Here is a 25,529-nt window from a genome sequence, read left to right on the forward strand (position 1 = left end):
TCTTTTGTAATTTTAGTTCTGCTTCTTACTACTACTATATCAAAATTAGAAATTTTTTCTTTTATCTGATCTGGTGTAATCTCTGGCTCATATGTTATCTTTAATCCGTTTTTTTGCAATATTTCATTTAGAATAGGCGCCACTTGATCACAGATCAATACAGATTGATTCATGGACATAAAGGAAAGCCATCAGTGACAGAATATAATCATTGCCCAGATCATGTTGAAAATATTGNGTTCATTGACATAAAGGAAGGCCATCAGTTACAGAATATAATCATTGCCCAGATCATGTTGAAAATATTGACAGATTAGAATTGTCACATAATCAAGATTAGAGAAAATCAAAACAAAAAGAGAAAGATTTGGGGGGTTTACCCGCTCATTGATTTCGCAATTGCAGCTGCTTGATCATCAGTACATAGACAATGAACTATTTCCTTTTGTGGAATGGAGTTCATACCGACTGGAGGTACTGCGTCAGATGGGTTTGGCATATCGCCTGCTTTGTATCCCAAGTTGAATGGGTCGCCTGCGACAAATACTGTGGCCGCACCTGTAAAGATTGCTGCATAGTCATGATTGACTGCGACATATGCACCTGGACTGTTAAAGACAGTATCAATTATTGCATCCTGTGAGCCACCAATTAACCAAGTCTGTGAGCCTTGAGCTTCGACATGGTTACCCTGTGACACACGGTCCAACATTCCACCCACAATGTGGAAGAATACTGGCATGTCTCCTTGATTCACTACAAATAGTCTGTAGTGTGTGTCAAGGTCTACAAATAATGGATGTCCTTGATATTGTTTTAGTGCTGGATCATTCCAAGNTACATATGCGCCTGGGCTGCTAAAGACAGTATCAATGATTGCATCCTGTGAACCACCAATTAACCAAGTCTGTGAGCCTTGAGCTTCGACATGGTTACCCTGTGACACACGGTCCAACATTCCACCCACAATGTGGAAGAATACTGGCATGTCTCCTTGATTCACTACAAATATTCTGTAGTGAGTATTAAGGTCGACAAATAACGGATGTCCTTGATATTGTTTTAGTGCTGGATCATTCCAAGGTTGCACTGGGAAGACATTCTTTGTTGGATCACCCTTGATCAGCTTGTTGATATCTGAGTTTGGTGTGTAACCAAATGCCATTCCGTTTACAACAGTTTGTGTTGTGTTATGAAGGAACATTGCTGTTTGGTCATAGCTGCCATCTGCGGTCAAGTACAATTGGTTGTACTCTAACACAAATTCTTTTGCGGCAGCTTCATAGCGTTGATGTACGACTACGACTTTACCGCTTTGGGTATCAGTCTTGTCTACTATCAATGGTTTGTAACCATCCAATGGATCAACGATTGTTACTCCGTACATACCGGACATTACATGTTGGTCCATTGATGCCAGATTGACTCCTTCACAGTGATACTTGAATGCACCAGGAACCTCAGCTATGAATGCATAGGTTGCAGATTGACCAACCTTAACAGCTCCAAAGTTTGTTGCACTTAGTTGACCTGCGTGCATGTCTATGGAGTGTGGTGTTGATTCAGTTGATGGTACGGTAAGTGTTACTTTGACGATATCGCCTTGTGTAACTCTTACAGTTGGTCCTGGGACTTGACCGTTAAAGGTCAGTGCGTGGTATTTTCCACCGCCCATAATAGGTAAGTCGACGCTTTGAGCAACCAACTGTACATCTACTACATGACGTCCCTGTGCGGCCATGGTATCAACTTGATCCGCTGGTATCTGTGCAAATGCACTTGGCATTTGGAACTGGATACCGCCCATGTCATTGACTGTCTGTACAGAGTTCTGTGCTGTTGCACTTGGAATACTCTGGCTAGATGCAGTCATCTGAGTCTGTGAATATGTGCTTGCGAACAATAATCCTGCTACTGCCACTACTGCGGCAATAGACATCATACTGTATCGTCTGTTCATCGTTTCGGATGTTTAAATCTAAATATATTAACTTATTGGGTGTTTTCTTGAGAAATTCGCAGATTCTTGAGATTTTACATTACTCTTAATTTTAAAAATGCGAATGCATATTAGGAAAATTAATTTTAGTTTTGGCGTGAAGTTTAGAACAGACTCAGATTCGTTGGGCAAAGTTGAGATTCCAATAGATGCATACTATGGAGCTTTTACGGCAAGAGCAATAAAACAATATCACGTAAGTGGACAGAGATCTCATCCATATCTTATCATGGCATTTGTGATGATCAAAAGATCAGCTGCAGTAGCAAACATGAAAGTAAAAGCACTTGATGCAAAAAGAGGAAATGCTATAATCAAGGCTTGTGACAAGGTTCTTTCAGGAAATCATCTTGATCAGTTTGTAGTAGAAGCAATCAACTCTGGTGCCGGAACAGCATTTAACATGAATACAAATGAAGTAATTGCAAATATCGCACTAGAAATAATTGGAAAAAGTAAAGGAAACTATGAAGTCATACATCCAAATGATCATGTAAACATGTCACAGTCAAGCAATGATACATTTCCAACTGCAATGCATGTTGCAATTTTATTTGATGTAAATCAGGTTATACCTGCAATTGACGAACTTGTAAAGACGTTAACCAAAAAGGCAAAAGAATTTTCAAGTTATCAAAAAATTGGAAGAACCCATTTGATGGATGCACTTCCTGTAACTCTTGGAAGTGAGTTTGCAGCATATGCTACAGCAATAGCAAGAGCACGTGATGCAATCGTTGAATCAAAGAAAGAATTAGAACGTGTTGCACTTGGAGGAACAGCAGTGGGTTCCGGTGCAAACACTCCAAAAGGATACAGAACACTTGCAATATCTGAGCTTGGAAAAATATCAAAACTCCCACTCAAACCAGAACAAGATATGCAGTTTGGACTTGAGAGCAGATTTGCAGTTGCAAGAGTTTCATCATCTCTTAGAAATTTGGCATTAGAGCTTGGAAGAATATCAAATGACATCAGATTGATGGCGTCAGGACCTGTTGCGGGTCTATCTGAGATTGGAATTCCTGCAGTTCATGCAGGCTCTTCAATCATGCCAGGCAAGGTGAACCCATCTCTTGCAGAATGTATGAACATGGTATGCTTTGATATAATTGGTAAAGACTCTACGGTAGCACTTGCCGCACAAGCAGGCCAGTTTGAACTCAATGTGATGCTTCCAGTGATGCTAAAATCAGTTCTTGATTCTATGGATATGCTAAGAAACTTTGTTCCAATATTTTCAAGAAATCTGATTGAGGGACTTACTGCAAACAAAACAAAGCTTAGCCAATACATAGAAAACAGTCCAGTCATAGTAACTCTTCTTACTCCAAAGATCGGATATCAGGTCTCTGCAGATTTATTCAAGGAATCCCTCAAGACAGGAAAAACAATCAGGCAACTTGTTATCTCAAAAGGACTGTTGACTGAAAAAGAAGTAAAGGCCTTGCTTGGATAAACAATGGCAAAGATCTGGGTAGAAGCATATGGTTGCTCTGCAAGTTTTGCAGATTCTGAAATGATATCAGGTCTTGTTGTAAATGGTGGTCACACACTTGCAGAAAATGAAAAAGATTCAGATCTTAGTGTGATAGTTACTTGTTCTGTGAAAGATGTCACTGCACACAAGATGGTTCATAGAATAAAAAAATTAAGATCAAACCCACTTGTTGTTGCAGGTTGTCTTCCCAAGGCAGAACAAACAACTGTAGAAAAGTTTAGTCCAAAAGCAAGTTTGCTTGGACCGAACTCTCTTGGAAAAACTTTGGAGGTTATCACTTCTGCATTAAACGGAGTAAGAAAGATAGAGCTTTCAGATACTGATGTCAGCAAGGTAGGACTTCCAAAAGTCAGGCTGAATCCAGCAGTAGGGATTATCGAGATAGCAAGTGGGTGTATGAGTGAATGTACATTTTGTCAGACAAAGATAGCAAAAGGAGATCTAGCAAGCTATCGTGTAGGAGACATTGTAAGGCAGGTAAGACATGAAATAGAGGACGGTTGCGCGGAGGTCTGGCTTACCTCAACTGACAATGGTTGTTATGGATTGGATATTGGTTCTAGCCTGCCTGAATTGGTACATAGTGTTTCAGAAGTAGAACATGAGTTCATGATACGTGTAGGAATGATGAATCCCATGTATCTTCCGCGAATTCAAGGCAAATTATTGGAGAGTTTTACAAATGACAAAGTCTTCAAATTTCTTCACGTTCCAGTTCAGAGTGGCAGTGATAAGGTCCTAAGAGACATGAAGAGACAACATACCTCAAAGATATTTCATGATGTAAACTCTGCCTTTAGGAAGAGATTTGACAGATTCACCATTGCTACGGACATCATAGTGGGCTTTCCTACAGAGACGGAGGAAGACTTTGACAAGACTGTAGATCTGATAAAGGAGACAAGGCCAGACGTTGTAAACCTCTCAAGATACAGTGCAAGGTCTGGCACCAAGGCATCTCAGATGCAACAGATCGATGTGTCAGAGGTCAAGAGAAGAAGCAAGATAGTCTTTGATATCGCAAAAGAGATCTCACAGCAGCGAAATGAAGAGTGGATAGGTTGGAAGGGCGAGGTCTTGTTTGATGAGGTATCAGATGGAATAACAAAGGGAAGGAATTTTGCATACAAGCAGATAGTTACAGAGAACAAGGTAAAACTTGGACAAAAGGCCATTGTAAAGATCGATGGAGCAGCACCAAATGGTCTGTATGGCAGTATAACGAGCTAAATATTTTAGATCCGATCTTGGATCAAAACTAAGCAACAAAGTTTTTTAATCAATTTTGTAAGCAACAATAAGTCATGGAATTTCAGATGAAAGATCCAGTTTTGATTATAGGTCTAGGTGGAGCAGGATGCAAACTTGCCGTTAACATAAAGGAAAAACTAGGCTATGATTGTCTCTTGATAAGCCATGATGCAAGAGATCTAAACCATGACACATCAAAGATTTTGATTAATACCAGTCCTATCTTGAATCCGTCAGCTTACCTCATAAGGGGTGTCTCATTTGGTGCCAGAGGATCAATCGAGGAGAAGATTGATGGATATTCAACCATAATGGTTATTGCCAATCTAGCAGGAAAATCAGGGGCTGCACTTGCACCAGTGGTGTCACAGATAGGCAAAGAGGCAGGAAAGAGCATACTCTCCTTTGGAATCATGCCATTCAAGTTTGAAAAAGACAGAATATTCTTCTCAGGAGTATCCCTTAAGAGACTAAAGACAAATTCTGATTGCACTGTAATAATAGACAACGATGCATTGCTAGAGAGCAATCCAGATCTTACTCCAGATGCATGTAATGTCATAACAAATTCTGCCTTGTTGCACGTAATATCCACTCTAAAGAATTCATCTTTACCACTTGAAACAAGCATACTTTCAACCAGCAAAGACATTCCAGATGTGGAAACTTCTCTTAGAGATTCCATCAAGATGCTGTATGAAGATGCATCATCAACTAGCATCAAGAGCGCATTAATGTACGTAGTAGGTGGAAACAAAGTACCAGTAGGAGTTTTGAATTCAATGGTAAATACCATAAGCGGAATCTTTGGAAATGACAGTACCAGAGTAAGCATGTCAGTGACAGCAGGAGAAACCTCCAAAGTGGTACTACTCACTTCAATCGAGGGCGAGACACGCTTTGACAAGTACGATCCACTAGGATTCATACCAAAAGAGAATGTGCTTGACTGGGATGAACCAGATGCAAGCGTAAAGATTGATCTTAATTTAGATCAAATAGAATAAAGTTCTAACAACAAAAATAATTTTTGCACTACATTACAAATACAGCAGATTAAAATTTAGAATCTATTCTTTCTTTGGCTTTTTTTCTGCCTTGGATTCTGTTTTCTTTTCTTCTGATTTTGGTTTTTCTTCAGCCTTTTTTGGTTTCTCTTCTTTCTTTGGCTTTTCTTCAACCTTCTTTTCTTCTACTGCTTTCTTTTCTTCTTGTTTTGGTTTTTCTTCTACTATTTTCTTTTCTTCTACTTTCTTTTCCTCTTTCTTTGGTTTGTCATCAGATTTCTTGCCGGTCTTCTTTTTGTCATCAGACTTTTTGTCAGATTTCTTGGAGACCTCTTCTGCTTTCTTTTCTTCTTGGTACTTTGAGACAATAACGTTACCATCATCTTTTGTAATCTTTACTCGTATCTTTCTTGGAGGATGTCTGATGCCCCTTGCCCAAACCAAGTGACTGATCTCTTCTTCAATTTTGACATTTTCAGATTTCATGTGCTTTGTAGCAAATTCTCTTATCATATTGATTGCTCTCTTTGCCCTCTGATTGTTTGGTGACAAGAGTACTTTTCCAAGGTTAATAGTGTAAATTCTTTCTATTGATTCAGTAGACATTTTATCCAACACTCACATCTGTTCTGCGCCACTGTCTTTTCTTAGGATTGGTTCTCACCCTTCTCTTTGTCCTAACAATTATCCAAGCTGGTACAGACGAATTCTGTTTTATCTTCTTCATCAATCTGTTCTTTCTTGGAGTTGACTTGCGGGCAGCCATAAAAATTTGACATTTTAGCCTCTTTTTAAATGAATCTCAGATACATGAAAGACTCTAGGACAATATCTTGTCATGTATCTGTTTTAGCATTCTTGCCGATGCTCCCCAGATCAAATGAGTCTCAAACTTGAAAGTATGCATCTCTAGGATCGATTTGTGTAATGGATCCTTGTCATTTTCAATTGTTTGTAAAAGTGAAAGCAATGGAATTCTCAGAACCGAAGCAATTTCAGAATTTGTCAAAATTTTTGGCAGTTTATCCAGTATTGCAATAAATGGAGTTATCGTAAAACCAGAGTTTAGGGTTGTAACTGGCTTTAGCTGCCCAACAATTATTGACCGTGAAATATCTATCCCCAATTCCTCCCTTGTCTCCCTGATTGCAGTCTCAAGTAGATCATTATCTTTTTCCTCCCAGGTTCCACCAGGAAAGGATATCTCACCTGCATGATGATTCATTGTTTTTGGTCTCTCAGTCATTAGTACCATAGGCTCATCACCAAATACAATTATCATGACTGCCGCAATTTTATTTTTAGAGCCACTTGGAGGTTCTGCAACTATTCCACTTGACAAGATCTGTTTTAGATTTGCAGCATCCAATGTTTTGTTATGGTCACGATTCATTATTGTCTTTTATCATTTTGTGATATGTATTACTATAGAGTAAAGTACTCAGCTTCAGGATGATGAACAACAATGGCAGCGGTAGATTGTTCAGGAATTATTTGACCTGCCTCGGTAAGAGTCATGCCAGATTTTTGTGGCTCTAACAGTTTCCACACAATATGATGTTGGGATACATCCGGACAGCTTGGATATCCCCAGCTGTATCGCAATCCTCGTTTATCGCCAATTTTGAGATCTTCTCTAATTTTGTGGTTTATCCATTCTGCCATTGCCTCTGCAGTCTCTACTGCAATCCCATGTAGATAGTAAGCATCAGTGTATCGGTCTTCTTTATTCCATTTGTCTATCAGATCAGATACTTTAGTCCCCACGGTAACTGCTTGAAATGCAACCACGTCATCCTTTCCAAAATAATCGGTAAGACAGAGATGTTTTGATTTTGAGGAACGTGGAAAATCAAATAATAATTTCTCACCATTTGGATGGTCTACTACCAGTTTTCCATCTTTGTTGTGGCATGCAAAGTAACCGTATACTGCACTTGGTTCAAATAATTTTTCATCAACTATCTTCTTTTTCCACTCTTGGAACAATACCTCATGTTCCTGTTCTGAATCCTTGGCAGACTGACCCCTAACTCCCCATGATAAAACAAACAGTGATTTTTTGTTTAGATATTTCCAGATTTCATTGAGATCAATGTCTTTTGGCTCCAATCGAATTACATTATTTAAATTAGTACAAACTGGCGGCGTCACTGGAACAATTCCACTGTGAGCAAATTCTGATACCTCTACTTTTTCAAAAGTTGGCTCCTTCCATTTTTCAATTTTTTCATGCCACTCTTGGATAAATTGTTGTTTTTCAGGTGACACTAGTTTATCCATCATTTTTAATCCATCAAACATTGTCTTGCAGTAAAATACACCCGAAGTGTAAATTCCACCTTCCTTTGCAACTCTATTGATATAGTTAGAGTTGATTGCAGCTCCTCCACAAAGAACAGGAATTTTCATGTTGTTCTTTCTTGCATGTTCCACAAAGTACTGCATCTGTTTTGATGTTGATACCAATAATGCAGAAAGACCAATTGCATCAGCATTTACTTCCTCGATTTTTTCAATAAATTTTTGCATTGGCACCTGCTTGCCAAGATCATATACAGTATATCCATTATTTTCAAAGATTGTCTTTACAAGATTTTTGCCAATGTCATGAACATCACCATAAACTGTTCCAAGTACCAATCGTCCCTTGCTTGATCCTTCCTCTTTTAACAGATATTTTTCAAGTTCTGCAACAGATGCCTTCATGCATTCTGCAGACTTGAGCACAAACGGCAAGATTAGTTCTCCTGAACCGAACTTGTCACCTACTTCTTTCATTGCAGGTAAAAGATCCTCGTTAAGCGTAACAATAGCAGCCTGATGAGTCATGTCTCTTGGTGCATCAATCTCTAGTCTACCATTTTTTTCCACAAGGCCAAACTTGGCAGTGANTTTAGTGTCACAATAGCAGCCTGATGAGTCATGTCCCGTGTGGCATCAATCTCCAGTCTACCATTTTTTTCCACAAGGCCAAACTTGGCAGTGATTTTGTCTGCAATTGCACTGACCACATCGTTTTCTATTCCATCACGTAATCGGTTTACTATCCTAAAGTTTGCTCGTTTTCCAGCAGGCCAAGTTGGGTCTACATCTACTTTCTTTGTAGTCTGCACAGTTCCTTTGGTGTTTTCAAAATATGCAATATAGTCCGCTAGTGCATTTGGATGTTTGTTAAATATTAGATCTTCTGCAAGTTTTTTTTCTTTGTCGTCAATCTCTGTATACGGTATGACATCCTTTGGATTAATGATTACAGTATCAAGTCCATATTTTACTGCATGATACAAAAATACTGCATTTAGAATCTTTCTTGCACGAGGAGAAAGTCCAAAACTGACATTGCTCAGTCCAAGTGTTGTAAATGAATTTGGAAACTTTTCCTTGACAAGACGAATTCCTTCCAAAGTATTTTTTCCAGCATCCAAAAATTCTGCTTCTCCAGTAGCCAAGGTAAATGTAAGTACATCAAAAATGAAATGCTCTTCAGTCAGACCATATTTTTTTCCGGTCTCAACCAAGAGTTCTGCAGTCTCTAGTTTTTCTCTAGGAGTCTTTGCCATTCCTTTTGGCCCAATACACATGGCAACAGCAGGAACTCCGTACTTTACCATCAAGGGCGCAAGTGAGTGAAACCTACTTCCATCACCTTCAAGATTTATGGAATTTATGACAGGTTTTCCAGGAATTTGTTCCAGTGCAGCCGCAATCACTTTGGGTTCGGTTGAATCAATTACTAGCGGTGCATCAATTTCAAGACTCAATAATTTTACAAGTTTTTTCATAAATTCAAGTTCGTCTGAGCGTTCTGTTGTTGCAACACAGACATCAAGACAGTGAGCCCCGTCTTCAACTTGATCTCTTGCAAGTTTTACCAATTCCTCAAAATTGTCATTTAGTACACATTCCTTTGCCTTTTTAGATCCTTGGGCGTTTAGCCTCTCTCCAATTATCAGAGGCGCAGGATTTTGTCGTAGGTCAACAGCCTTTAATGCAGAACTTACTCTGGGAGTTTTCAACAGCATCGTTCTCTAGATCTTTTTCTAAATACCTAGCGGTTATTTCCTGTAGCCTTTTCGTCAATTACTTTACGTAGAAATGAGATATGATCAACATTTGTGCCGCAGCACCCCCCAATTATCCTCACATTTGGATACTGGTTTAGAAAATCAGCCATTATGTTTGCCATCTCTTTTGGCTCCATTTTATAGACTGCGCTGCCACCTCGGTTTTCAGGCATTCCGGCATTTGGTACGACAAGTAACGGTAACGAATTCTGCTCGTTTAACCATTGCACGCTAGAGATCATTTCAGTGGGACCAGTGGAACAGTTCAGGCCAAATGCATCAATTCCCATTTCAGATACCGTAGTGTACGNTGGTAATGAATTCTGTTCGTTTAACCATTGCACACTAGAGATCATTTCAGCAGGACCTGTGGAACAGTTCAGACCAAATGCATCAATTCCCATTTCAGATACTGTAGTGTATGCAGCTTGAACATTGGTACCAAGAAGCATTTTACCATACTTGTCTAGTGTAACATTTGCAATTATTGGAACCCTCTTGTCAGTTTTTTTAAATGCATTGTGACATGCTTCAATTGCAAGCTTTACTTCCAAAATGTCTTGACTTGTCTCAATCAATAATGCATCAACACCACCGAGTATGAGACCCTCGGCTTGGATCTCAAATGCTTCTCGGATTTCGTCAAGTTTTATCTGTCCAAGAGATGGATCATTTGAACTTGGAAGAAAACCTGTTGGACCCATGGAACCTATAACATATCGTGGTTTGTCTGTAAACTCTTGTGCTACACTGACTGCAAGTTGTGCTATTTTTTTGTTATAGTCTAGTGTCTGGTCTCCATACCCATACTCGTCTAGTTTTAGCTTGTTTGAGCCAAATGTGTTGGTTTCAATACAGTCTGCACCTGCCTGTAGATATGATCGATGAATTTTTTTTATCCATTCAGGTCTTGTAAATGAGAGTCCATCATTGAATCCTTCCTTGCCGTCTGGAAAATCTTCGGGTTTTGGATTTAGTTTTTGGATCTCAGTTCCCATTGCACCATCAAAGAGTACAATTTTTTGTTTCATCAAAACATCTAATGGAATTTTTTCAGTCAAGTACAGCTCATAGAGAGCATCATCAATTTAATTCTGTTTTGTTTTGATATACCCTGAGTCCCTTCAAAGGTTATAATCAAGTAGTCAGGACAGTCAATTATGACTATAATCTATGAGATAAATCCACCAAAGGTTATTCAGGATACCATATTATCTCATGATCAGCTCTCAGAGTCTGTTGAGAGACTAAAGGAAAGGGCTACTAAGATTGGTCAAGCAAGCGATGGAATTCACCTTACAGATTCAGTTCTTGGGATTCCCAGAGTATCTCCAATTACAGCTGGATTTTTCATAAGAAACTCTAACAGCAAAATAAGAATTACTGCCAGCATACGTGTTCGTGACCGAAATGTTACATCAATTACTCAGACAGTGTGTGATGCCATTTTATTGAATCTAAACGGAGTTCTTGTTCTCAAGGGAGACACTCCCCCATCAGGTCCAAAAGATTCAGGTCTTGTTCCAAGTGACATAGTAAGACAGTTCAATGAACAGGGTTTTGGAAAAAGAATTGACATGTATCTTTCAATTTCAAGCAATCCAGATTTTGAAAAGATGCATAAGAAGATAGAGTCCCAACCAAAAGGGTTTGTCACTCAAGTAGTAAGCTCAATAGACCAAGTCACCAGAATGGTTGACAAGCTAAAACCTCAAGGATTTCGAATAATTCCTTGTGTGTTGTTATCATCTGAAAAGAACAAAAAATCTGCCCAGATGTTAAATCTTGACTGGTCAGAATATAGCAAAGACATGGTAGGATTTGTAAAACAGATAGACAAAATTGCAGGAAATGTATTGATAAGCTCTCCAAATGACTTTACAGGTGCATTGGATCTCTTGCACAAGCTCTAGAATAGTTACACCAAATTTGTACGAGAATTGTACATCAGAGATGAAAATTAGCATCTAGATTAAAATTAAAGAGCAATTCACAATTGAGCATCATCACATGCGATTGTTTGTTACATTATCCATATTTGCAACATTAATCGGACTTGGTATCATCACAGCTCATTCTGCGTCTGCCAGTGTATGGATTCCAGATAACGAGTTTATGGGATTTTACAATGCAAATGGTACCTACACAGTCATTGGAGCAGTCAAAAACACTGAAGCCAGTGCGATAATTCCAACAATTACAATCAATGTAAGAGACAATGACAAGACAGTGTCAGAAAGTTATACTCTATCAACGGTAAATTCTCAAAAAGACATTCCGTTTAACATCAAAATACTACAAGTAGAAGGGAAAAATGCCACACTTGAAAAACCTCAAATCAGTTTTGTTGTGACAAATCACAATTCAACAGATATTGAGATCATCTATGACAAGACATTGAAAAAACATGCCGATGGTCATGAGACTGGCTTTATCACAAACAATGACACATCTACTGCTTACGGAGTGAGGGTTTATGCCGCAATATACGGCAAAGATGGCAAGTTTTTGGATGTTGGAAAAAGTGTTGAGACAATTGAGAAAATGAGNTGAGGGTTTACGCAGCAATATACGGCAAAGATGGTAAATTTTTGGATGTTGGAAAGAGCGTTGAGACAATTGAGAAAATGAGCCCAGGAGAAAAAATTGCATTTTCCATGTATCCGGATCCACAACATGCCTCAATGGTAAGTTACTATAGCTGTTTTGTGGTAGGTGCTGATCCAACTATGCCAGTATCAGTGATCAAAGATGGCAAACCATACAATTTCGTATATCTCACTTCAGGTTCTGTGGTAGATACCAAATATGATGATGCTACACATAGTGTTACTGCAACTGTAAGATATCCATTTCCAGATTCAGGGTTTGTAAACTTTATGTTTCCAGAAGAGACAGGTGCAGAGAAATTTTCTGTTTTATCAAATGGCAAGCCAGTAGAGTTTGTGCAAAGCAAGGATCCTGATGGATATTGGCACGTAGAATTGTCACTGTCTCCAAGATCCACATCATACCTTTCAATTTCCGGATTTGACCAATCTGGTGTGTCATACCCAGATAATTTCAGAAACTATATTCTAGTAATAATACCAATTGCAGCAGCTGCAATCAGCATAGTAATTTGGAAAAAGAGAAAGGACTAGGGTATAACAGGCAAGTTTTGTGCTTGTAACACTTTGTCAAGTATACTTAGATCAAATATGTTTGAGAGATCTGGCTTTTTGTCTCCCAAAAACCCAAGATCAAATGCGCTCTGGGCAGATGTGGAAACAGAAGATTTGACAGGGTCGTATGTGATATCCATCCTTGCAAAGGCATTAGAAATAACATCATTTGGAATTGTTTGTCCAGTTATCTTTTGTAATTGAATATTGAAATCCTTGATTGACTCCTCTTTGTTATTGTTAATCCACATGGTTTCTTTTACATGAGCCTCCAATAGTTTCTGTATAACATCAGGATGGCTCTTCAAATAATCAGTTCTTGCAACTATTAGTGCTGTGGCAAACTTACCGTTTGGCCACAAGTCTCTCTCATCAAGAAAGATCTTGCCGTTTGCTTGTTTGACAAGTATAGTTCCCCACGGTTCTGGCACCCATGCTCCATCAATGTCTTTTTTGGACATCATTGTAACAATATCCGAAGTCTTTGCAGGAAGAATTGTTACGTTTCCTCCATTTTCAGTTGTCTTGTAATTATTCTTTAGCAGATAAGATCGTAGCGCAACATCCTGTGTATTGCCAAGTTGTGGAGAAGCAAACTTCTTGCCTGCAAAATCATGTACATTTGTTATTCCAGAGTCATTTCGTATAACAAATACTGCACCTCCACTTGATACACCTGCTATTATTCTGAGCCCTTGACCATCACTTTTGATGTATCCATTGATTGCAGGATTTGGACCTACATATGCAACATCAATTCTATTTGCAAATAGTGCCTCCACTGCAGCTGGTCCTGCATTGAATACCTGGGATTCAATCTTTACATCGCCAAGTGCATTTTGAAAGTCGCCGTTGCCAACCCCTATCACAGCTTGGGCGTGGTTTATGTTTGGAAAATATCCAAGTCTTAGGACATCGCTTTTTTCAGGCAAAGAAGAGGAGTGTGTCAAAGGGTGAGACGTAAGACTTAGTGCAATTACAATTGCAATTATTACGCCAGCAATTCCAAACTTTATTCCAGATTTTACCAATTATTCCAACCTCGCCCTAAAACNGCAAAATCATGTACACTTGTTATTCCAGAGTCATTTCGTATAACAAATACTGCACCTCCACTTGATGCACCTGCTATTATTCTGAGTCCTTGACCATCACTTTTGATATACCCATTGATTGCAGGATTTGGACCTACATATGCAACATCAATTCTATTTGCAAATAATGCTTCTACTGCAGCAGGTCCTGCATTGAATACTTGTGATTCAATCTTTACATCTCCAAGTGCATTTTGAAAATCACCGTTGCCAACCCCTATCACAGCTTGTGCGTGGTTTATGTTTGGAAAATATCCAAGTCTTAGGACATCGCTTTTTTCAGAGAAAGATTGAGACTGTGTCAAAGGATGCGACGTAAGACTGAGTACAATTACGATTGCAATTATTATACCAGCAATTCCAAATTTTAGTCCAGCTTTTACCAATTATCTCAACCTCGCTCTGATACCATAGAACTCATCTGTGATTATCCAATCCCCATTTTTTTCTGATTTTATCTTCTAATTTTTGTAAAACAAATCTGTCCACTAGCAAACCAATTGCAAATATGGTTATCATGCTTGCAATCACCTGACTCATATCAAGAAATTCACGTCCTACAGACAGAATGTGGCCAAGACCTACAATGGACATCAAGATCTCTGCACCAATTATAGCATGCCATGCAAATGACCATGCCTGTCTTAGACCAATTATAAGAGAAGGCGTAGCTGCAGGGATGGTAACATGTCGAAATAGTGATACTCCTTGTGCGCCCATATTTTTGGCAGCATCAATGTAGATTGTGGGAATATTTCTGATACTACTGTAAGTCGATATCATGATTGAAAAAATTGAGCTCATAACAACTACGAACATTATTCCAAATTCATCAAACCCAATCAAGAGTATAGAAAACGGCACCCATGCAATGCTTGGAAATGACAATAACCCTGCAGAAAATGAGTTTAGTGTCTTTCCAAAGCCCTTGAATTTTATCATGGTAAACCCAATCAGCGTTCCAAGAGTAATTGAGACCCCAAAGGCACCCAATAATCTCGCAAGAGTTATTCCCACACTTTGAGGCAATGACCCATTCAGTGTTATTTTGGCAAATGTCTGTGCAACCATTGCAGGAGAAGGTAGAGAAATTTGTGGCCAAATTCCAAGCATGAATACGATTTGCCACACTCCAATGAATACAGATACCAACAAGGCAGCATTTGCCGCATCATCAATATTGCCTCGAGATCTTTTTAGATGTACATTTCCAGTCATTGTGCATCATCCTTTGTTCTTGCAATTACTTCGCTTTTTAGCTCATCAAGAATTTGATGATAATATTGTTGTAGATTCTCATCTTCTGCAAGTCGCGGTCTTCTATAATCAATTAATATCTCCTTTTTAATTTTTGAAGGTCTGTTCTTGAACACTTCTACTTTATTTCCAAGTATTACAGATTCGGATATGTTATGTGTAACAAATATTATTGTCTTTTTTGTCCTTTCCCAAATTAGCTGTAGCTCCACCAAAAGCAGATCTCTTGTCTGAGAATCAAGTGCAGCAAATGGTTCATCCATCAAGAGAATTTCAGGATCCATTGCAAGTGCTCGTGCTATTGCAACCCTTTGTTTCATTCCAGTCGATAATTGATAGATATACGAGTCTGCAAATTTTGTAAGCTGCATCATGTCAAGATATCTCTGAGATATTTCTCTACGTTCATCTTTTGGAATCCCAGCCATCTTTAGCCCAAACTCGACATTGTCAATCACTTTGAGCCATGGAAAGAGTGCACCCTCTTGGAAGACCATCGTCCTATCAGGACCTGGAGTAGAGATTGGATTTCCATTTAACAAAATCTCGCCAGAGTCTGGCTTTTCAAGACCTGCTACAATATTTAGAAATGTAGATTTTCCACATCCAGACGGTCCTACGATGCATATGAAATCGCCTTCTTCAACATTGAGATTAATGCCATCAAGTGCAACTATGGGGTTTCCATTATGATCAAAGTGCTTTACAATGTTTTTGGCTTGTAGCTTTGTCATTAGCCAAAATCCCCCTCACCAATTCTAGATATAGTTGAAACTAATATCGACACATGAGATACGGTTTTCATATAACGTCGTTATAATATTTATCTTAAATAGTGTTCGAATTTTAGCTTGGACTAACTTGTTTTATCTCACATGGCAAAAAACCAATTTTGTCATTTTCCCAAAACAAAAAACTAGATCGATTGTATGATCATAAAAGATAAATGCTAAATTCTGATCACAGAAAACCTCGATGATGAAAGGAAAAGCAGTTCTAGCTTTCTCTGGTGGACTTGATACTTCGGTTGTAATAAAATATCTCCAAGAAAAACACAATCTTGATGTCATAACAGTCACAGTTGATGTCGGCCAAGAAGACAATCTAAAAAAGATTTCAGCCAAGGCAAAAAGCCTTGGTGTTTTAAAACATTACAATATTGACGCACGACAAGAGTTTGTAGACAGTTTCATTTTCCCAGCGATTAAAGCAAATGCATTATACCAAAAAAAATATTGTCTTGCAACTGCACTTGCACGTCCACTTATTGCACAAAAAGTAGTGGAAATTGCAAGAAAAGAAAATGCGTCAGCACTTGCACACGGATGTACAGGAAAAGGAAATGATCAAGTAAGATTTGATGTAACATATCGTTCAGGCTCTAGCCTTCCAATCATTGCACCAATACGTGATCTCAATCTTACACGAGATGTTGAATTAAAATATGCAAAAAAGCACAATATACCAATTGACAATACTGCAAAAAAATTCAGTATTGATCAAAACTTGTGGGGAAGAGCAATCGAAGGAGGAGATATGGAAGACGCATTCTCAGAGCCACCAGATGATGCATTCATCTGGGTCAAGACAAAAGACTTGCCAGAAAAACCACAGTATATTGAAATAAAATTTGAAAATGGAATACCTGTTGCAGCTGATAGAAAACACATGAAACCAATAGAGTTGATCAAATACATCAACAAAAAGGCAGGTGCAAGCGGAGTTGGAATAGTAGACCATATCGAAGACAGAGTAGTAGGCATAAAATCAAGAGAAGTGTATGAGACACCAGGTGCAACGTGCATCATAGAAGCACATACTGATCTTGAGAAAATGGTTTTGACAAAACATGAATTAAAGTTCAAGGCGATGGTTGATGCAGAATGGTCATGGCTTGCATATTCTGGATTATGGCAAGATCCACTAAAATCAGATTTAGATATGTTTATCAATACTACTCAGAAGAGGGTTAGCGGAACTGTCAAGCTCAAAATGTTCAAAGGAAGTCTCAGAGTTGTTGGAAGAAAATCGGAATATTCATTGTATAGCCACGATCTGGCAACATATGGAGCCGGTTCTACTTTTGACCAAACTCTTGGAAAAGGATTCGTTGAGCTATGGGGGCTTCAATCAACAGAAGCTAATAAATTACTAAAAAAGAGGTGAATGATCAAAGAATGAATTGCCCAGAATGTGATGCAACAATAAAAATTCCAGACGATGCAAGTGTTGGAGAGATAGTCTCATGTCCTGATTGTGGGGCAGATTTTGAGATTGCTTCCAAGAATGGCGGCGTATGCGAATTAAAGCATGCTGAGAAAGTTGGCGAAGATTGGGGAGAGTAAATGCCCAAAGTTCGAATCGTGTTCGATAGAGTAAGATTAGAAGAGAAGATGCTCGAGCAAAAAGCAATCGAGCTTGGACACGATACGAAGATGATCGACGCCAAGACTACCCAATTTACCACCGAAAGTAAGAAAAACGATTATGATTTCGGAGATGTCGTTTTAGAAAGATGCGTCAGTTACTTTCGTGGTCTTCATTTTACAGCAGCCCTTGAATTTTTAGATATTCCAGTAATCAATAGTACCGAGGTTGCAAACAATTGTGGAAACAAGATGTTGACTTCGCTATTGTTAAAAAAACACAACGTACCTACTCCAAAAACATACTTTACATTTTCATCAGAGGCTGCGGTGGAAACATTGGAAAAAGACGGTTATCCCCTTGTGATAAAGCCAATCATAGGAAGTTGGGGAAGAGGCATAGTACCACTAAGAGACAGGGAAACAGCAGATGCAATAATTGAGGTAAGAGAGCTAAATGATGGGCCGTTGGACAGGATTTACTACCTACAAGAGGTAGTATCACGTCCTCCAAGAGACATACGAGCCATAGCGGTAGGAGACCAGCTTATTGCTGCAATGTACAGAACATCAACTGGTGGCGGTTTTAAGACAAACATTGCTCTTGGAGCAGAGCCAATTGCGTGCGACATTACAAAGGACTTGGAAGACATTTGTATGAAGGCGTCAAAGGCAGTAGGAGGCGGAATCTTGGGAATTGATGTAATGGAAGACGAAAAACGCGGATTTGTGGTACATGAAGTAAATAACACGGTTGAATTCAAGGGATTATCAAAAGTTTCCAAGAAAAACATCCCAAAAGAAATGATCGACTACGCAATAGGTTACGCCAAGCGATAAATTCTAAAAGTTGAAAAAAATTTTAGAGTTTAAATTATACTATATTATGGTAGGAGAGTATCAATGAAAGTTGGTGTAGTCGGTGCATCAGGATATGTCGGTGGAGAAATTCTTAGATTACTTGTTAGTCACCCACATGCAGAAATTTCCATGGTAACTTCCAGACAATATGTCGGTGAATACATTTCTAGAATCCAGCCAAGCTTGAAAGGCTTTACAGACATGACATTTTCAGAACTTGATTATGATAAATTAACAGACAAGTGTGATTTGGTGTTTACAGCAGTGCCACATGGAACTGCAGTAGACATTGTAAAAGCACTCTATGATAGAGGAATGAAAGTAATTGATCTTAGCGCAGACTATAGACTGCACAATCCTGCAGACTATGACAAGTGGTATGGTTGGCAGCATCCTCATCCAGAGTTACTAGAGAAATCAGTCTTTGGAGTTCCAGAACTTCACAGAGAAGAGATAAAGAAATCACAGATTGTATCATGCCCTGGATGTATGGCAGTGACATCAATTCTTGGATTATATCCATTGATCAAAAAGAAAATTATTGATACAGAACACATCATAGTAGATTCAAAGATTGGCTCTTCTGGTGCAGGTGCAGNTTATATCCGTTGATCAAAAAGAAGATCATAGATACAGAACACATTATAGTCGACTCAAAGATTGGCTCTTCTGGTGCAGGTGCAGGAACTGTTTCCGGTACGCATCACGCAATGAGGTCAGGTGTAATTAGACCATACAAGCCAGCAAAGCACAGACATACTGGTGAGATAGAACAAGAGTTGAGCCAAGCAGCTGGAAGCAAGATAAAAGTATCAATGAGTCCACATGCAGTAGATATCGTAAGAGGAATTCTTTGTACAAATCATGTATTTCTCAATCAACCAGTTAGTGAAATGGATTTGTGGAAGATGTATCGTGAACAATACCAAAATGAAAAATTCATCAGATTAATACGTGACAAGAAAGGATTTTACAAATTCCCAGATCCAAAGTTTGTGGTAGGTTCTAACTTTTGTGATGTAGGATTTGACATTGATGAAGATAACAACAGACTTGTAGTTCTTTCAGCATCAGACAACCTCATGAAGGGTGCAGCAGGTTCTGCCATCCAAAACATGAATGTCATGGCAGGATTCAACGAAATGGAAGGAATTGCATATTCCCCATTAACTCCTGTGTAAAAAGATGATTACAATAAAGATAGGAGGAAGTGTGGTAGATGGTCTTCATCCTAGTACCATATCAGACATAAAAAAGATTTCAGAAAATGAAAAACTCATTTTGGTACATGGTGGAGGAAAAGAAGTCACAAAAATTTCTGAGGCCTTGGGAAAAGAACAAAAATTTATCGTATCCCCCAGGAGGAGTCAAGAGTAGGTTTACAGACAAGGAGACTGCTGAAATATTCACAATGGTCATGTCAGGAAAGATAAACAAGATGATAGTAGGCATGCTTCAAAAACATGGAATCAATGCAGTAGGTCTTTCAGGAGTAGATGGTAAAATAATACAGGCAGAACGAAAAAAGAAATTAATTGTAATGAATGAGAAGGGTCGCAAGATGGCAATAGATGGAGGATATACAGGAAAGATAAAAGACATCAATACAGGATTGATTCGATCTATTTTAGATCAAGGATATGTTCCAGTAATATCTCCCATTGCAATAAGTGAAGAGTGTGATTTTCTCAATGTTGATGGAGACAGAGCTGCAGCATATGTAGCAGGCAAGATGCAATCTGACAAAATACTATTTCTCACAAATGTAGATGGTTTACTCATGGAAGAAAANTAGATGGAGGATATACAGGAAAAATAAAAGATGTCAATACTGGATTGATTCGTTCTATTTTAGACCAAGGATATGTTCCAGNTGCATACGTAGCAGGCAAGATGCAGTCTGATAGAATATTGTTTCTCACAAACGTAGACGGTTTACTCATGGAAGAAAAACTAGTCAAGAAATTGTCTCTTGCAGAAGCTAAAGAGATCTTGCCAAAGATTGGATTTGGTATGGAAAAGAAGATACTTGCCGCAACAGAAGCATTAGAGATGGGTGTCAAGGAAGCACTTGTTGCAAATGGCAAAAAGGAAAACCCAATATCTGCGGCAATTTCTCATGACAATTGTACGGTGATATCAAAATGACAGAAGATCAATTCATGGGAAATATCTACCAGAGATTCCCTGTAACAATAGAACGCGGGCTTGGAGCTCGTGTATGGGATGCAAGCGGAAAAGAGTACATTGACTGTATGGGAGGATATGGTGTTGCACTAGTTGGCCACTGCAATCCTCGAGTAGTAAAGGCAATCAAAGNACTTGGAGCTCATGTATGGGATGCAAGCGGAAAAGAATACATTGACTGCATGGGAGGATATGGGGTTGCGCTGGTTGGCCACTGCAATCCTCGAGTAGTAAAGGCAATCAAAGATCAACTTGACAAAATCATAACAGTACACAGTTCTTTATACAACAAGACAAGAGAAACGTTTCTTGAAAAATTGATAAAGATTGCACCAAAGAATCTAAGCCAGGTTTACCTAAACAATAGTGGAACAGAAGCAGTAGAAGCTGCAATCAAGTTTGCACGCAAGTTTACAGGTAAGAAAAAAATGGTTGCAATGAACGGATCATATCACGGCAAATCACTTGGTGCATTATCAGNGAAGAAGAAAATGGTTGCAATGAACGGATCATATCATGGGAAATCACTTGGTGCATTATCAGTCACATTCAACCAGAAATATCGCAAGGCCTTTGAGCCACTTGTAGATACTGTGGGATTTTCCTCCTTTGGAGACATAGAGGCATTACGAAATACAGTTGATTCTGATACAGCAATGATAATCATGGAGCCAATTCAGGGAGAAAGTGGAATCAATGTTGCACCAGATGGATTTTTGCAACAGGTCAGAAAGTTATGTGATGAAAAAGGAATTGTTCTAGTATTTGACGAGATCCAGGCAGGGCTTGGAAGGACTGGAAAGATGTGGGCAAGCCAACATTGGGATACAGTTCCAGACATAATGTGTCTTGCAAAAGGAATTGCGGGAGGCGTACCAATGGGTGCAACTCTAGTGAGACCAGATATCCTGGCATCAATTAGCAAGGGAGAACAGTCATCAACATTTGGAGGCAATCCATTGTCATGTGCAGCAGGAATTGGGGCAATTGATGCACTTACAGAGGACAAGCTGGTTGAGAATGCAGACAAAAACGGAAAGTTGTTCAGAGAAGGACTAGAAAGACTAAAAGAAAAACACAAGATAATTCGAGAGGTAAGAGGCAAGGGCTTGATGATAGGAGTAGAGATGAAGTTTGAAGTAAAAGACATATTGTTTGACGGTATTGCAAATAATCTATTACTGCTTTATTCTGGCAAGAACATATTACGATTGTTACCACCACTTGTAATATCAGAATCAGAAATAAACAAAGCTTTAGAAACTCTAGATATAATACTGACAAAGGAGGAACAGAGAAGAAATGTCTAGAGATAAAACAGACGATACAATAATTGAGATGCTAAAAAAAGACTCTAGGCAGTCTTTTGTAGAAATTGGTGAAAAACTTGGACTGTCAGAATCAGCAGTAAGAAGAAGAGTAAAGAACCTCACAGATGGAGGTACAATCAAGAAGTTTACAATTGAAACAGGAGATGCANCAGGTCAATATGATATTGCAACAATAATCAAGGCGCCAACAATTACAGACATCAATGTATGCATAGATGAGCTACGAAAGGTTCCAGGCGTATTTGATACCAATACCGTCATAATATTGCGCACAGTAACATAAAACGAATTTCGTTATACAGTTCTGAAAANACCAGTGCAATAATTTTGATTTCAGTTGATTCATCTACTGATACATCCAAAGTGTCTGCAAAACTTTCCAAGCTACGTGGAGTACATACTGTATTTGAAATAACAGGTCAATATGATATTGCTACAATAATCAAGGCACCAACAATTACAGACATCAACGTATGCATAGATGAACTGCGAAAGGTTCCAGGCGTATTTGATACAAATACTGTCATAATACTGCGTACAGTGACATAAAACGAATTTCGTTATACAGTTCTGAAAATCGCCGATAATCGGTTCAAAAATAACAAAACTAGACGATTTCTGTACGAATATGTTTATATTTGTAAAACCCAGAGAAAATTTGAGAAATGGACGACGCAAACTATTACGCATATCAATACAACGAGATGGGCGTAAAACCAAAGAAGATTAGAATACTTGACAGTACACTAAGAGAGGGAGAACAACACCCAGGTGTTACTTTTTCAAACAAGCAAAGAATCCAGATTGCATGGATGCTTGATTATTTTGGAGTTGATCAAATTGAGATATCACCTGTAGTATCACCTGATCACAAGGAAGCAACAAAGACAATCATCAAACAAGGTCTAAAGGCAGACATTGTTGCACATGTTCGTGCATTAAAAGAAGATGTTGATGTTGCAATTGATTGCGATGCTACATGGATGGCAACCTATCTTGGAATCTCCGAGATTCACATGAAGGACAAGTTAAGAATCACAAGAGAAGAAGCATTACGAAGATCAGTTGAGACAGTAGAATATGCCAAATCACATGGACTCAAGATGAGGTTTACAGTAGAAGATGGTAGTAGAGCAGATCCAGAGTTTCTAATGCAGGTATGCAAGGCAATTTCTGATGCAGGTGTTGACAGAATTAGCTTGCCTGATACTGTTGGCATCATGAGACCAAATGGAATGTATAATTTTGTAAAATCAGTTCGTGAGGAAATAAAAACTCCACTTGATGTACACTGTCACAATGATATCGGTCTTGCACTTGCAAATGCATTGGCAGGATGCGACGGTGGTGCAGACCAGATTCACACAACAATTGATGGAATTGGAGAGAGGACAGGAATACCGGCACTTGCAGAAACAGCGGTTGCTCTCACCTATCTTTACAAATCGCCAAATAACTTTAGACTAGACATGCTCATGGATCTCTCAANCGGAATACCTGCACTTGCAGAAACAGCAGTTGCCCTCACTTATCTCTACAAATCTCCAAATAACTTTAGACTAGACATGCTCATGGATCTCTCAAGATTAATTGAGCAATATACCACAATTATTCCCTATGATTCAAAGCCAATTGTAGGTCCTACTGCTTACAAGCACAAGGCTGGAACTCATTTGGCTGCAATTTTACGAAACCCAGCTGCGTACGAGCCAATAGAGCCAAAGGTAGTAGGAAATAGGAGAAGAATTGTCTTTGGAGAACTTGCTGGAAAGAACGGCGCAGCATATTTGATGTCCCTATTAGGCCTTGAGCAAAATGAAGATCATGCAAAGTCTGTAGCAGCTGGCTTGAAGAACCTAAGGATGGGAGACTTGCTTGAGATACCACTTGATGATAGACTCGAACGAAAGATAGTTAATTCCGAACAAGGTATGGAATTAATAGAGAAGAAAAAACAAGGAAAATAATATGAAATGTCTAGAATGTGATGCAAACATTAACCCTCCAAAGGACTCGATGGAAGGAGAGATAGTAACCTGTCCTGATTGCGGTGCAAGTTTTGAGCTTGCCAAGGGATCCTCCGGCTTTGAGTTAAAACCAGCACAATCTGTTGGTGAGGACTGGGGCCAGTGAGCTCCGGTTTATCGATTCTCTACGATACCATCCGGTGGGAAGAAAAAGCGCTCTTTGATGCTGCCAAGGAAAAAGGCATCAATGCAAAGATGGTGGACTGTAAGAATCTATCCATTAATTTAGATAAAAGCAAGGAGGATTATGGAACTGTAATACAAAGATGTGTCAGCTATTATCGTAGTCTTCACTCTACTGCCGCACTAGAAGGAAAAGGAGTAAACATAATCAATTCTTTGAATACAAGCATCTTTGCAGGAAACAAATTATTTACTCACATGCTTTTGTTAAAAAAAGGAATACCTACACCGTTTAGTGCAGTTGCATTTTCACAAGAATCAGCACTAGAGTTTCTTGACAAAAATGGATACCCTATGGTGATAAAGCCAACTGTTGGTAGTTGGGGAAGAATGATTGCCATGTTAAAGGACAAGGAGGCTGCAGAGGCAATAATAGAAAGCAGAGAGAGCATGTACCCAATTTACCAGGTGTATTACCTAGAAGAATTTGTCAACAGACCTCCACGCGATATCAGGGCAATTGTAATAGGAGACAAGGTTGTTGCTGCAATTTATCGATATTCTGGAGACAGCCAATGGAAGACAAACATGGCACTAGGCGGCAGGGCAGAGGAACTCAAAGTCACAAAAGAATTGGAAGACATATGCATCAAGGCAAAAGAGGCAGTTCAAGGGCAGATAGTTGGAGTAGATCTAATGGAAAGTAAGGAAAATGGCCTTGTTGTTCACGAGGTCAACAATACAACGGAATACAAAAATACTGTCAGAGTTACAGGCGTAAACATACCAGCAATGATGATTGATTACGCAATGAATCAAGGAAAGTAAGAATTGGATTCGTCAGTAACTAGTACACCAAGATATTCAGTAAAAGTTCTAGAGAAGGCTCTAAGACTCTACACACCTTCTCTATCAGAAAAACCACTTGCAGAGTTTCTAGCTGACAAATGCGATGATTTTGGATTTGAAGATATCAAAATAGACGATGTAGGAAATCTCATCGCTACAAAGGGATCTGGATATCCAAGAATAATGCTATGCGGTCACATGGATACAGTCCCAGGAAAGATAAAAGTAAGAAACGAGGACGGGTTCATTTATGGAAGAGGTGCATCTGATGCCAAGGCACCCTTAATCTCAATGCTTCTTGCAGCAGCATCAATACAAGGCAACAACAATGGCACCATAACATTTGCAGCAGTAGTAGATGAAGAAGGAAATGCAACCGGAATCAAGAGCCTTGTAAAACAAAAGCCAGAGATAGATTATGCTGTGTTTGGAGAGCCAAGTGGAA

General features: G+C 38.9%; 20 protein-coding genes and 14 pseudogenes. 21 read left to right on the plus strand and 13 right to left on the minus strand.

Going from position 1 to position 25,529, the window contains the following annotated elements:
- Positions 1-179, minus strand: a pseudogene (locus DYY66_RS07280) (3-phosphoglycerate dehydrogenase); the annotation flags it as partial.
- 659 nt (positions 180-838) lie between these two features.
- Positions 839-1,960, minus strand: a pseudogene (locus DYY66_RS16285) (multicopper oxidase domain-containing protein); the annotation flags it as partial.
- A gap of 136 nt (positions 1,961-2,096) precedes the next feature.
- On the opposite strand from DYY66_RS16285, the gene DYY66_RS07290 reads away from it, so the two are divergent.
- The 3 genes from DYY66_RS07290 to DYY66_RS07300 all read left to right on the plus strand — a co-directional run bounded on the left by DYY66_RS07290 (position 2,097) and on the right by DYY66_RS07300 (position 5,758).
- Positions 2,097-3,458 (plus strand): aspartate ammonia-lyase, encoded by a 1,362-nt coding sequence (locus DYY66_RS07290; protein ID WP_166287569.1) that lies wholly within the window; start codon positions 2,097-2,099, stop codon positions 3,456-3,458.
- Positions 3,459-3,461: 3 nt separating this feature from the next.
- A complete protein-coding gene (locus DYY66_RS07295; protein ID WP_166287572.1) occupies positions 3,462-4,730 on the plus strand; it encodes a tRNA (N(6)-L-threonylcarbamoyladenosine(37)-C(2))-methylthiotransferase in 1,269 nt (422 codons plus the stop codon).
- Positions 4,731-4,804: 74 nt separating this feature from the next.
- Positions 4,805-5,758, plus strand: coding sequence for a cell division protein FtsZ (locus tag DYY66_RS07300; RefSeq protein WP_166287575.1), 954 nt, complete (start codon positions 4,805-4,807; stop codon positions 5,756-5,758).
- A gap of 63 nt (positions 5,759-5,821) precedes the next feature.
- On the opposite strand, the gene DYY66_RS07305 is transcribed toward DYY66_RS07300, so the two are convergent.
- From DYY66_RS07305 to DYY66_RS07330, 7 genes and pseudogenes are all read right to left on the minus strand, one after another.
- Positions 5,822-6,364 (minus strand): 50S ribosomal protein L31e, encoded by a 543-nt coding sequence (locus tag DYY66_RS07305; protein WP_166287578.1) that lies wholly within the window; start codon positions 6,362-6,364, stop codon positions 5,822-5,824.
- Between the two features lies 1 nt (position 6,365).
- A complete protein-coding gene (locus tag DYY66_RS07310) occupies positions 6,366-6,524 on the minus strand; it encodes a 50S ribosomal protein L39e (RefSeq protein WP_148694356.1) in 159 nt (52 codons plus the stop codon).
- A gap of 54 nt (positions 6,525-6,578) precedes the next feature.
- Positions 6,579-7,151, minus strand: coding sequence for a CoA pyrophosphatase (locus DYY66_RS07315; RefSeq protein ID WP_166287581.1), 573 nt, complete (start codon positions 7,149-7,151; stop codon positions 6,579-6,581).
- Between the two features lie 32 nt (positions 7,152-7,183).
- Positions 7,184-8,590, minus strand: a complete 1,407-nt coding sequence (locus tag DYY66_RS14565; protein ID WP_394352607.1) for a vitamin B12 dependent-methionine synthase activation domain-containing protein — start codon at positions 8,588-8,590, stop codon at positions 7,184-7,186.
- A 63-nt stretch (positions 8,591-8,653) separates the two neighbouring features.
- Positions 8,654-9,777 (minus strand): annotated as a pseudogene (locus DYY66_RS14570) (dihydropteroate synthase); the annotation flags it as partial.
- 32 nt (positions 9,778-9,809) lie between these two features.
- A pseudogene (locus DYY66_RS07325) lies at positions 9,810-10,043 on the minus strand (homocysteine S-methyltransferase family protein); the annotation flags it as partial.
- 93 nt (positions 10,044-10,136) lie between these two features.
- Positions 10,137-10,856 (minus strand): annotated as a pseudogene (locus tag DYY66_RS07330) (homocysteine S-methyltransferase family protein); the annotation flags it as partial.
- 129 nt (positions 10,857-10,985) lie between these two features.
- On the opposite strand from DYY66_RS07330, the gene DYY66_RS07335 reads away from it, so the two are divergent.
- On the plus strand, positions 10,986-11,738 hold the full coding sequence (locus DYY66_RS07335) for a methylenetetrahydrofolate reductase (protein WP_166287584.1): 753 nt from the start codon (positions 10,986-10,988) through the stop codon (positions 11,736-11,738).
- A gap of 1,226 nt (positions 11,739-12,964) precedes the next feature.
- On the opposite strand, the gene DYY66_RS07350 is transcribed toward DYY66_RS07335, so the two are convergent.
- From DYY66_RS07350 to DYY66_RS07365, 4 genes and pseudogenes are all read right to left on the minus strand, one after another.
- A complete protein-coding gene (locus DYY66_RS07350; RefSeq protein WP_166287593.1) occupies positions 12,965-14,020 on the minus strand; it encodes an ABC transporter substrate-binding protein in 1,056 nt (351 codons plus the stop codon).
- 24 nt (positions 14,021-14,044) lie between these two features.
- Positions 14,045-14,469, minus strand: a pseudogene (locus tag DYY66_RS07355) (ABC transporter substrate-binding protein); the annotation flags it as partial.
- 31 nt (positions 14,470-14,500) lie between these two features.
- Entirely contained in the window at positions 14,501-15,301 is an 801-nt protein-coding gene (locus DYY66_RS07360) for an ABC transporter permease (protein WP_166287596.1), read from the minus strand.
- Positions 15,298-16,074 (minus strand): ABC transporter ATP-binding protein, encoded by a 777-nt coding sequence (locus tag DYY66_RS07365; RefSeq protein WP_166287599.1) that lies wholly within the window; start codon positions 16,072-16,074, stop codon positions 15,298-15,300. Before DYY66_RS07365 ends, DYY66_RS07360 begins: the two co-directional genes overlap by 4 nt.
- Before the next feature lie 244 nt (positions 16,075-16,318).
- On the opposite strand from DYY66_RS07365, the gene DYY66_RS07370 reads away from it, so the two are divergent.
- The 17 genes and pseudogenes from DYY66_RS07370 to DYY66_RS14610 form a co-directional block, all read left to right on the plus strand.
- Positions 16,319-17,506: an argininosuccinate synthase gene (locus DYY66_RS07370; RefSeq protein WP_166287602.1), complete on the plus strand. Its 1,188-nt coding sequence runs from the start codon at positions 16,319-16,321 to the stop codon at positions 17,504-17,506.
- 11 nt (positions 17,507-17,517) lie between these two features.
- Positions 17,518-17,685 (plus strand): alpha-aminoadipate/glutamate carrier protein LysW, encoded by a 168-nt coding sequence (lysW/argW, locus tag DYY66_RS07375; RefSeq protein ID WP_166287709.1) that lies wholly within the window; start codon positions 17,518-17,520, stop codon positions 17,683-17,685.
- Positions 17,686-18,546, plus strand: a complete 861-nt coding sequence (gene lysX / locus DYY66_RS07380; RefSeq protein WP_166287605.1) for a lysine biosynthesis protein LysX — start codon at positions 17,686-17,688, stop codon at positions 18,544-18,546.
- A 63-nt stretch (positions 18,547-18,609) separates the two neighbouring features.
- A pseudogene (locus tag DYY66_RS14575) lies at positions 18,610-19,165 on the plus strand (N-acetyl-gamma-glutamyl-phosphate reductase); the annotation flags it as partial.
- Position 19,166: 1 nt separating this feature from the next.
- Positions 19,167-19,748: pseudogene (locus tag DYY66_RS14580) on the plus strand (Asd/ArgC dimerization domain-containing protein); the annotation flags it as partial.
- A 4-nt stretch (positions 19,749-19,752) separates the two neighbouring features.
- A pseudogene (locus DYY66_RS07390) lies at positions 19,753-20,358 on the plus strand ([LysW]-aminoadipate/[LysW]-glutamate kinase); the annotation flags it as partial.
- Positions 20,359-20,441: 83 nt separating this feature from the next.
- Positions 20,442-20,715 (plus strand): annotated as a pseudogene (locus tag DYY66_RS16290) (acetylaminoadipate kinase); the annotation flags it as partial.
- Positions 20,716-20,729: 14 nt separating this feature from the next.
- A partial coding sequence (locus tag DYY66_RS16295; protein WP_394352608.1) for an aminotransferase class III-fold pyridoxal phosphate-dependent enzyme occupies positions 20,730-20,886 on the plus strand: 157 nt, incomplete at its 3' end.
- A 1-nt stretch (position 20,887) separates the two neighbouring features.
- Positions 20,888-21,234 (plus strand): annotated as a pseudogene (locus DYY66_RS14585) (aminotransferase class III-fold pyridoxal phosphate-dependent enzyme); the annotation flags it as partial.
- A gap of 1 nt (position 21,235) precedes the next feature.
- A pseudogene (locus DYY66_RS07400) lies at positions 21,236-22,064 on the plus strand (aspartate aminotransferase family protein); the annotation flags it as partial.
- A partial coding sequence (locus DYY66_RS14590) for an AsnC family transcriptional regulator (RefSeq protein WP_255496363.1) occupies positions 22,057-22,233 on the plus strand: 177 nt, incomplete at its 3' end. The pseudogene DYY66_RS07400 and the gene DYY66_RS14590, both read left to right, overlap by 8 nt.
- 164 nt (positions 22,234-22,397) lie before the next feature.
- Positions 22,398-22,634 (plus strand): annotated as a pseudogene (locus DYY66_RS07410) (Lrp/AsnC ligand binding domain-containing protein); the annotation flags it as partial.
- Positions 22,635-22,750: 116 nt separating this feature from the next.
- The coding region (locus tag DYY66_RS14600; RefSeq protein ID WP_255496343.1) for a 2-isopropylmalate synthase at positions 22,751-23,573 on the plus strand (823 nt) is incomplete at its 3' end.
- Position 23,574: 1 nt separating this feature from the next.
- Positions 23,575-24,052, plus strand: a pseudogene (locus tag DYY66_RS14605) (2-isopropylmalate synthase); the annotation flags it as partial.
- A 1-nt stretch (position 24,053) separates the two neighbouring features.
- Positions 24,054-24,218 carry an alpha-aminoadipate/glutamate carrier protein LysW gene (gene lysW/argW, locus DYY66_RS07420; RefSeq protein WP_101009592.1) on the plus strand — a complete coding sequence of 55 codons (165 nt, stop codon included), beginning with the start codon at positions 24,054-24,056 and terminating at the stop codon, positions 24,216-24,218.
- A complete protein-coding gene (lysX, locus tag DYY66_RS07425) occupies positions 24,215-25,063 on the plus strand; it encodes a lysine biosynthesis protein LysX (RefSeq protein WP_166287617.1) in 849 nt (282 codons plus the stop codon). Before lysW/argW (DYY66_RS07420) ends, lysX (DYY66_RS07425) begins: the two co-directional genes overlap by 4 nt.
- Before the next feature lie 3 nt (positions 25,064-25,066).
- A partial coding sequence (locus DYY66_RS14610; protein ID WP_255496347.1) for a M20/M25/M40 family metallo-hydrolase occupies positions 25,067-25,529 on the plus strand: 463 nt, incomplete at its 3' end.

The organism is Candidatus Nitrosotalea sp. FS, assembly GCF_011319475.1.
Taxonomy (GTDB): Archaea; Thermoproteota; Nitrososphaeria; order Nitrososphaerales; family Nitrosopumilaceae; genus Nitrosotalea.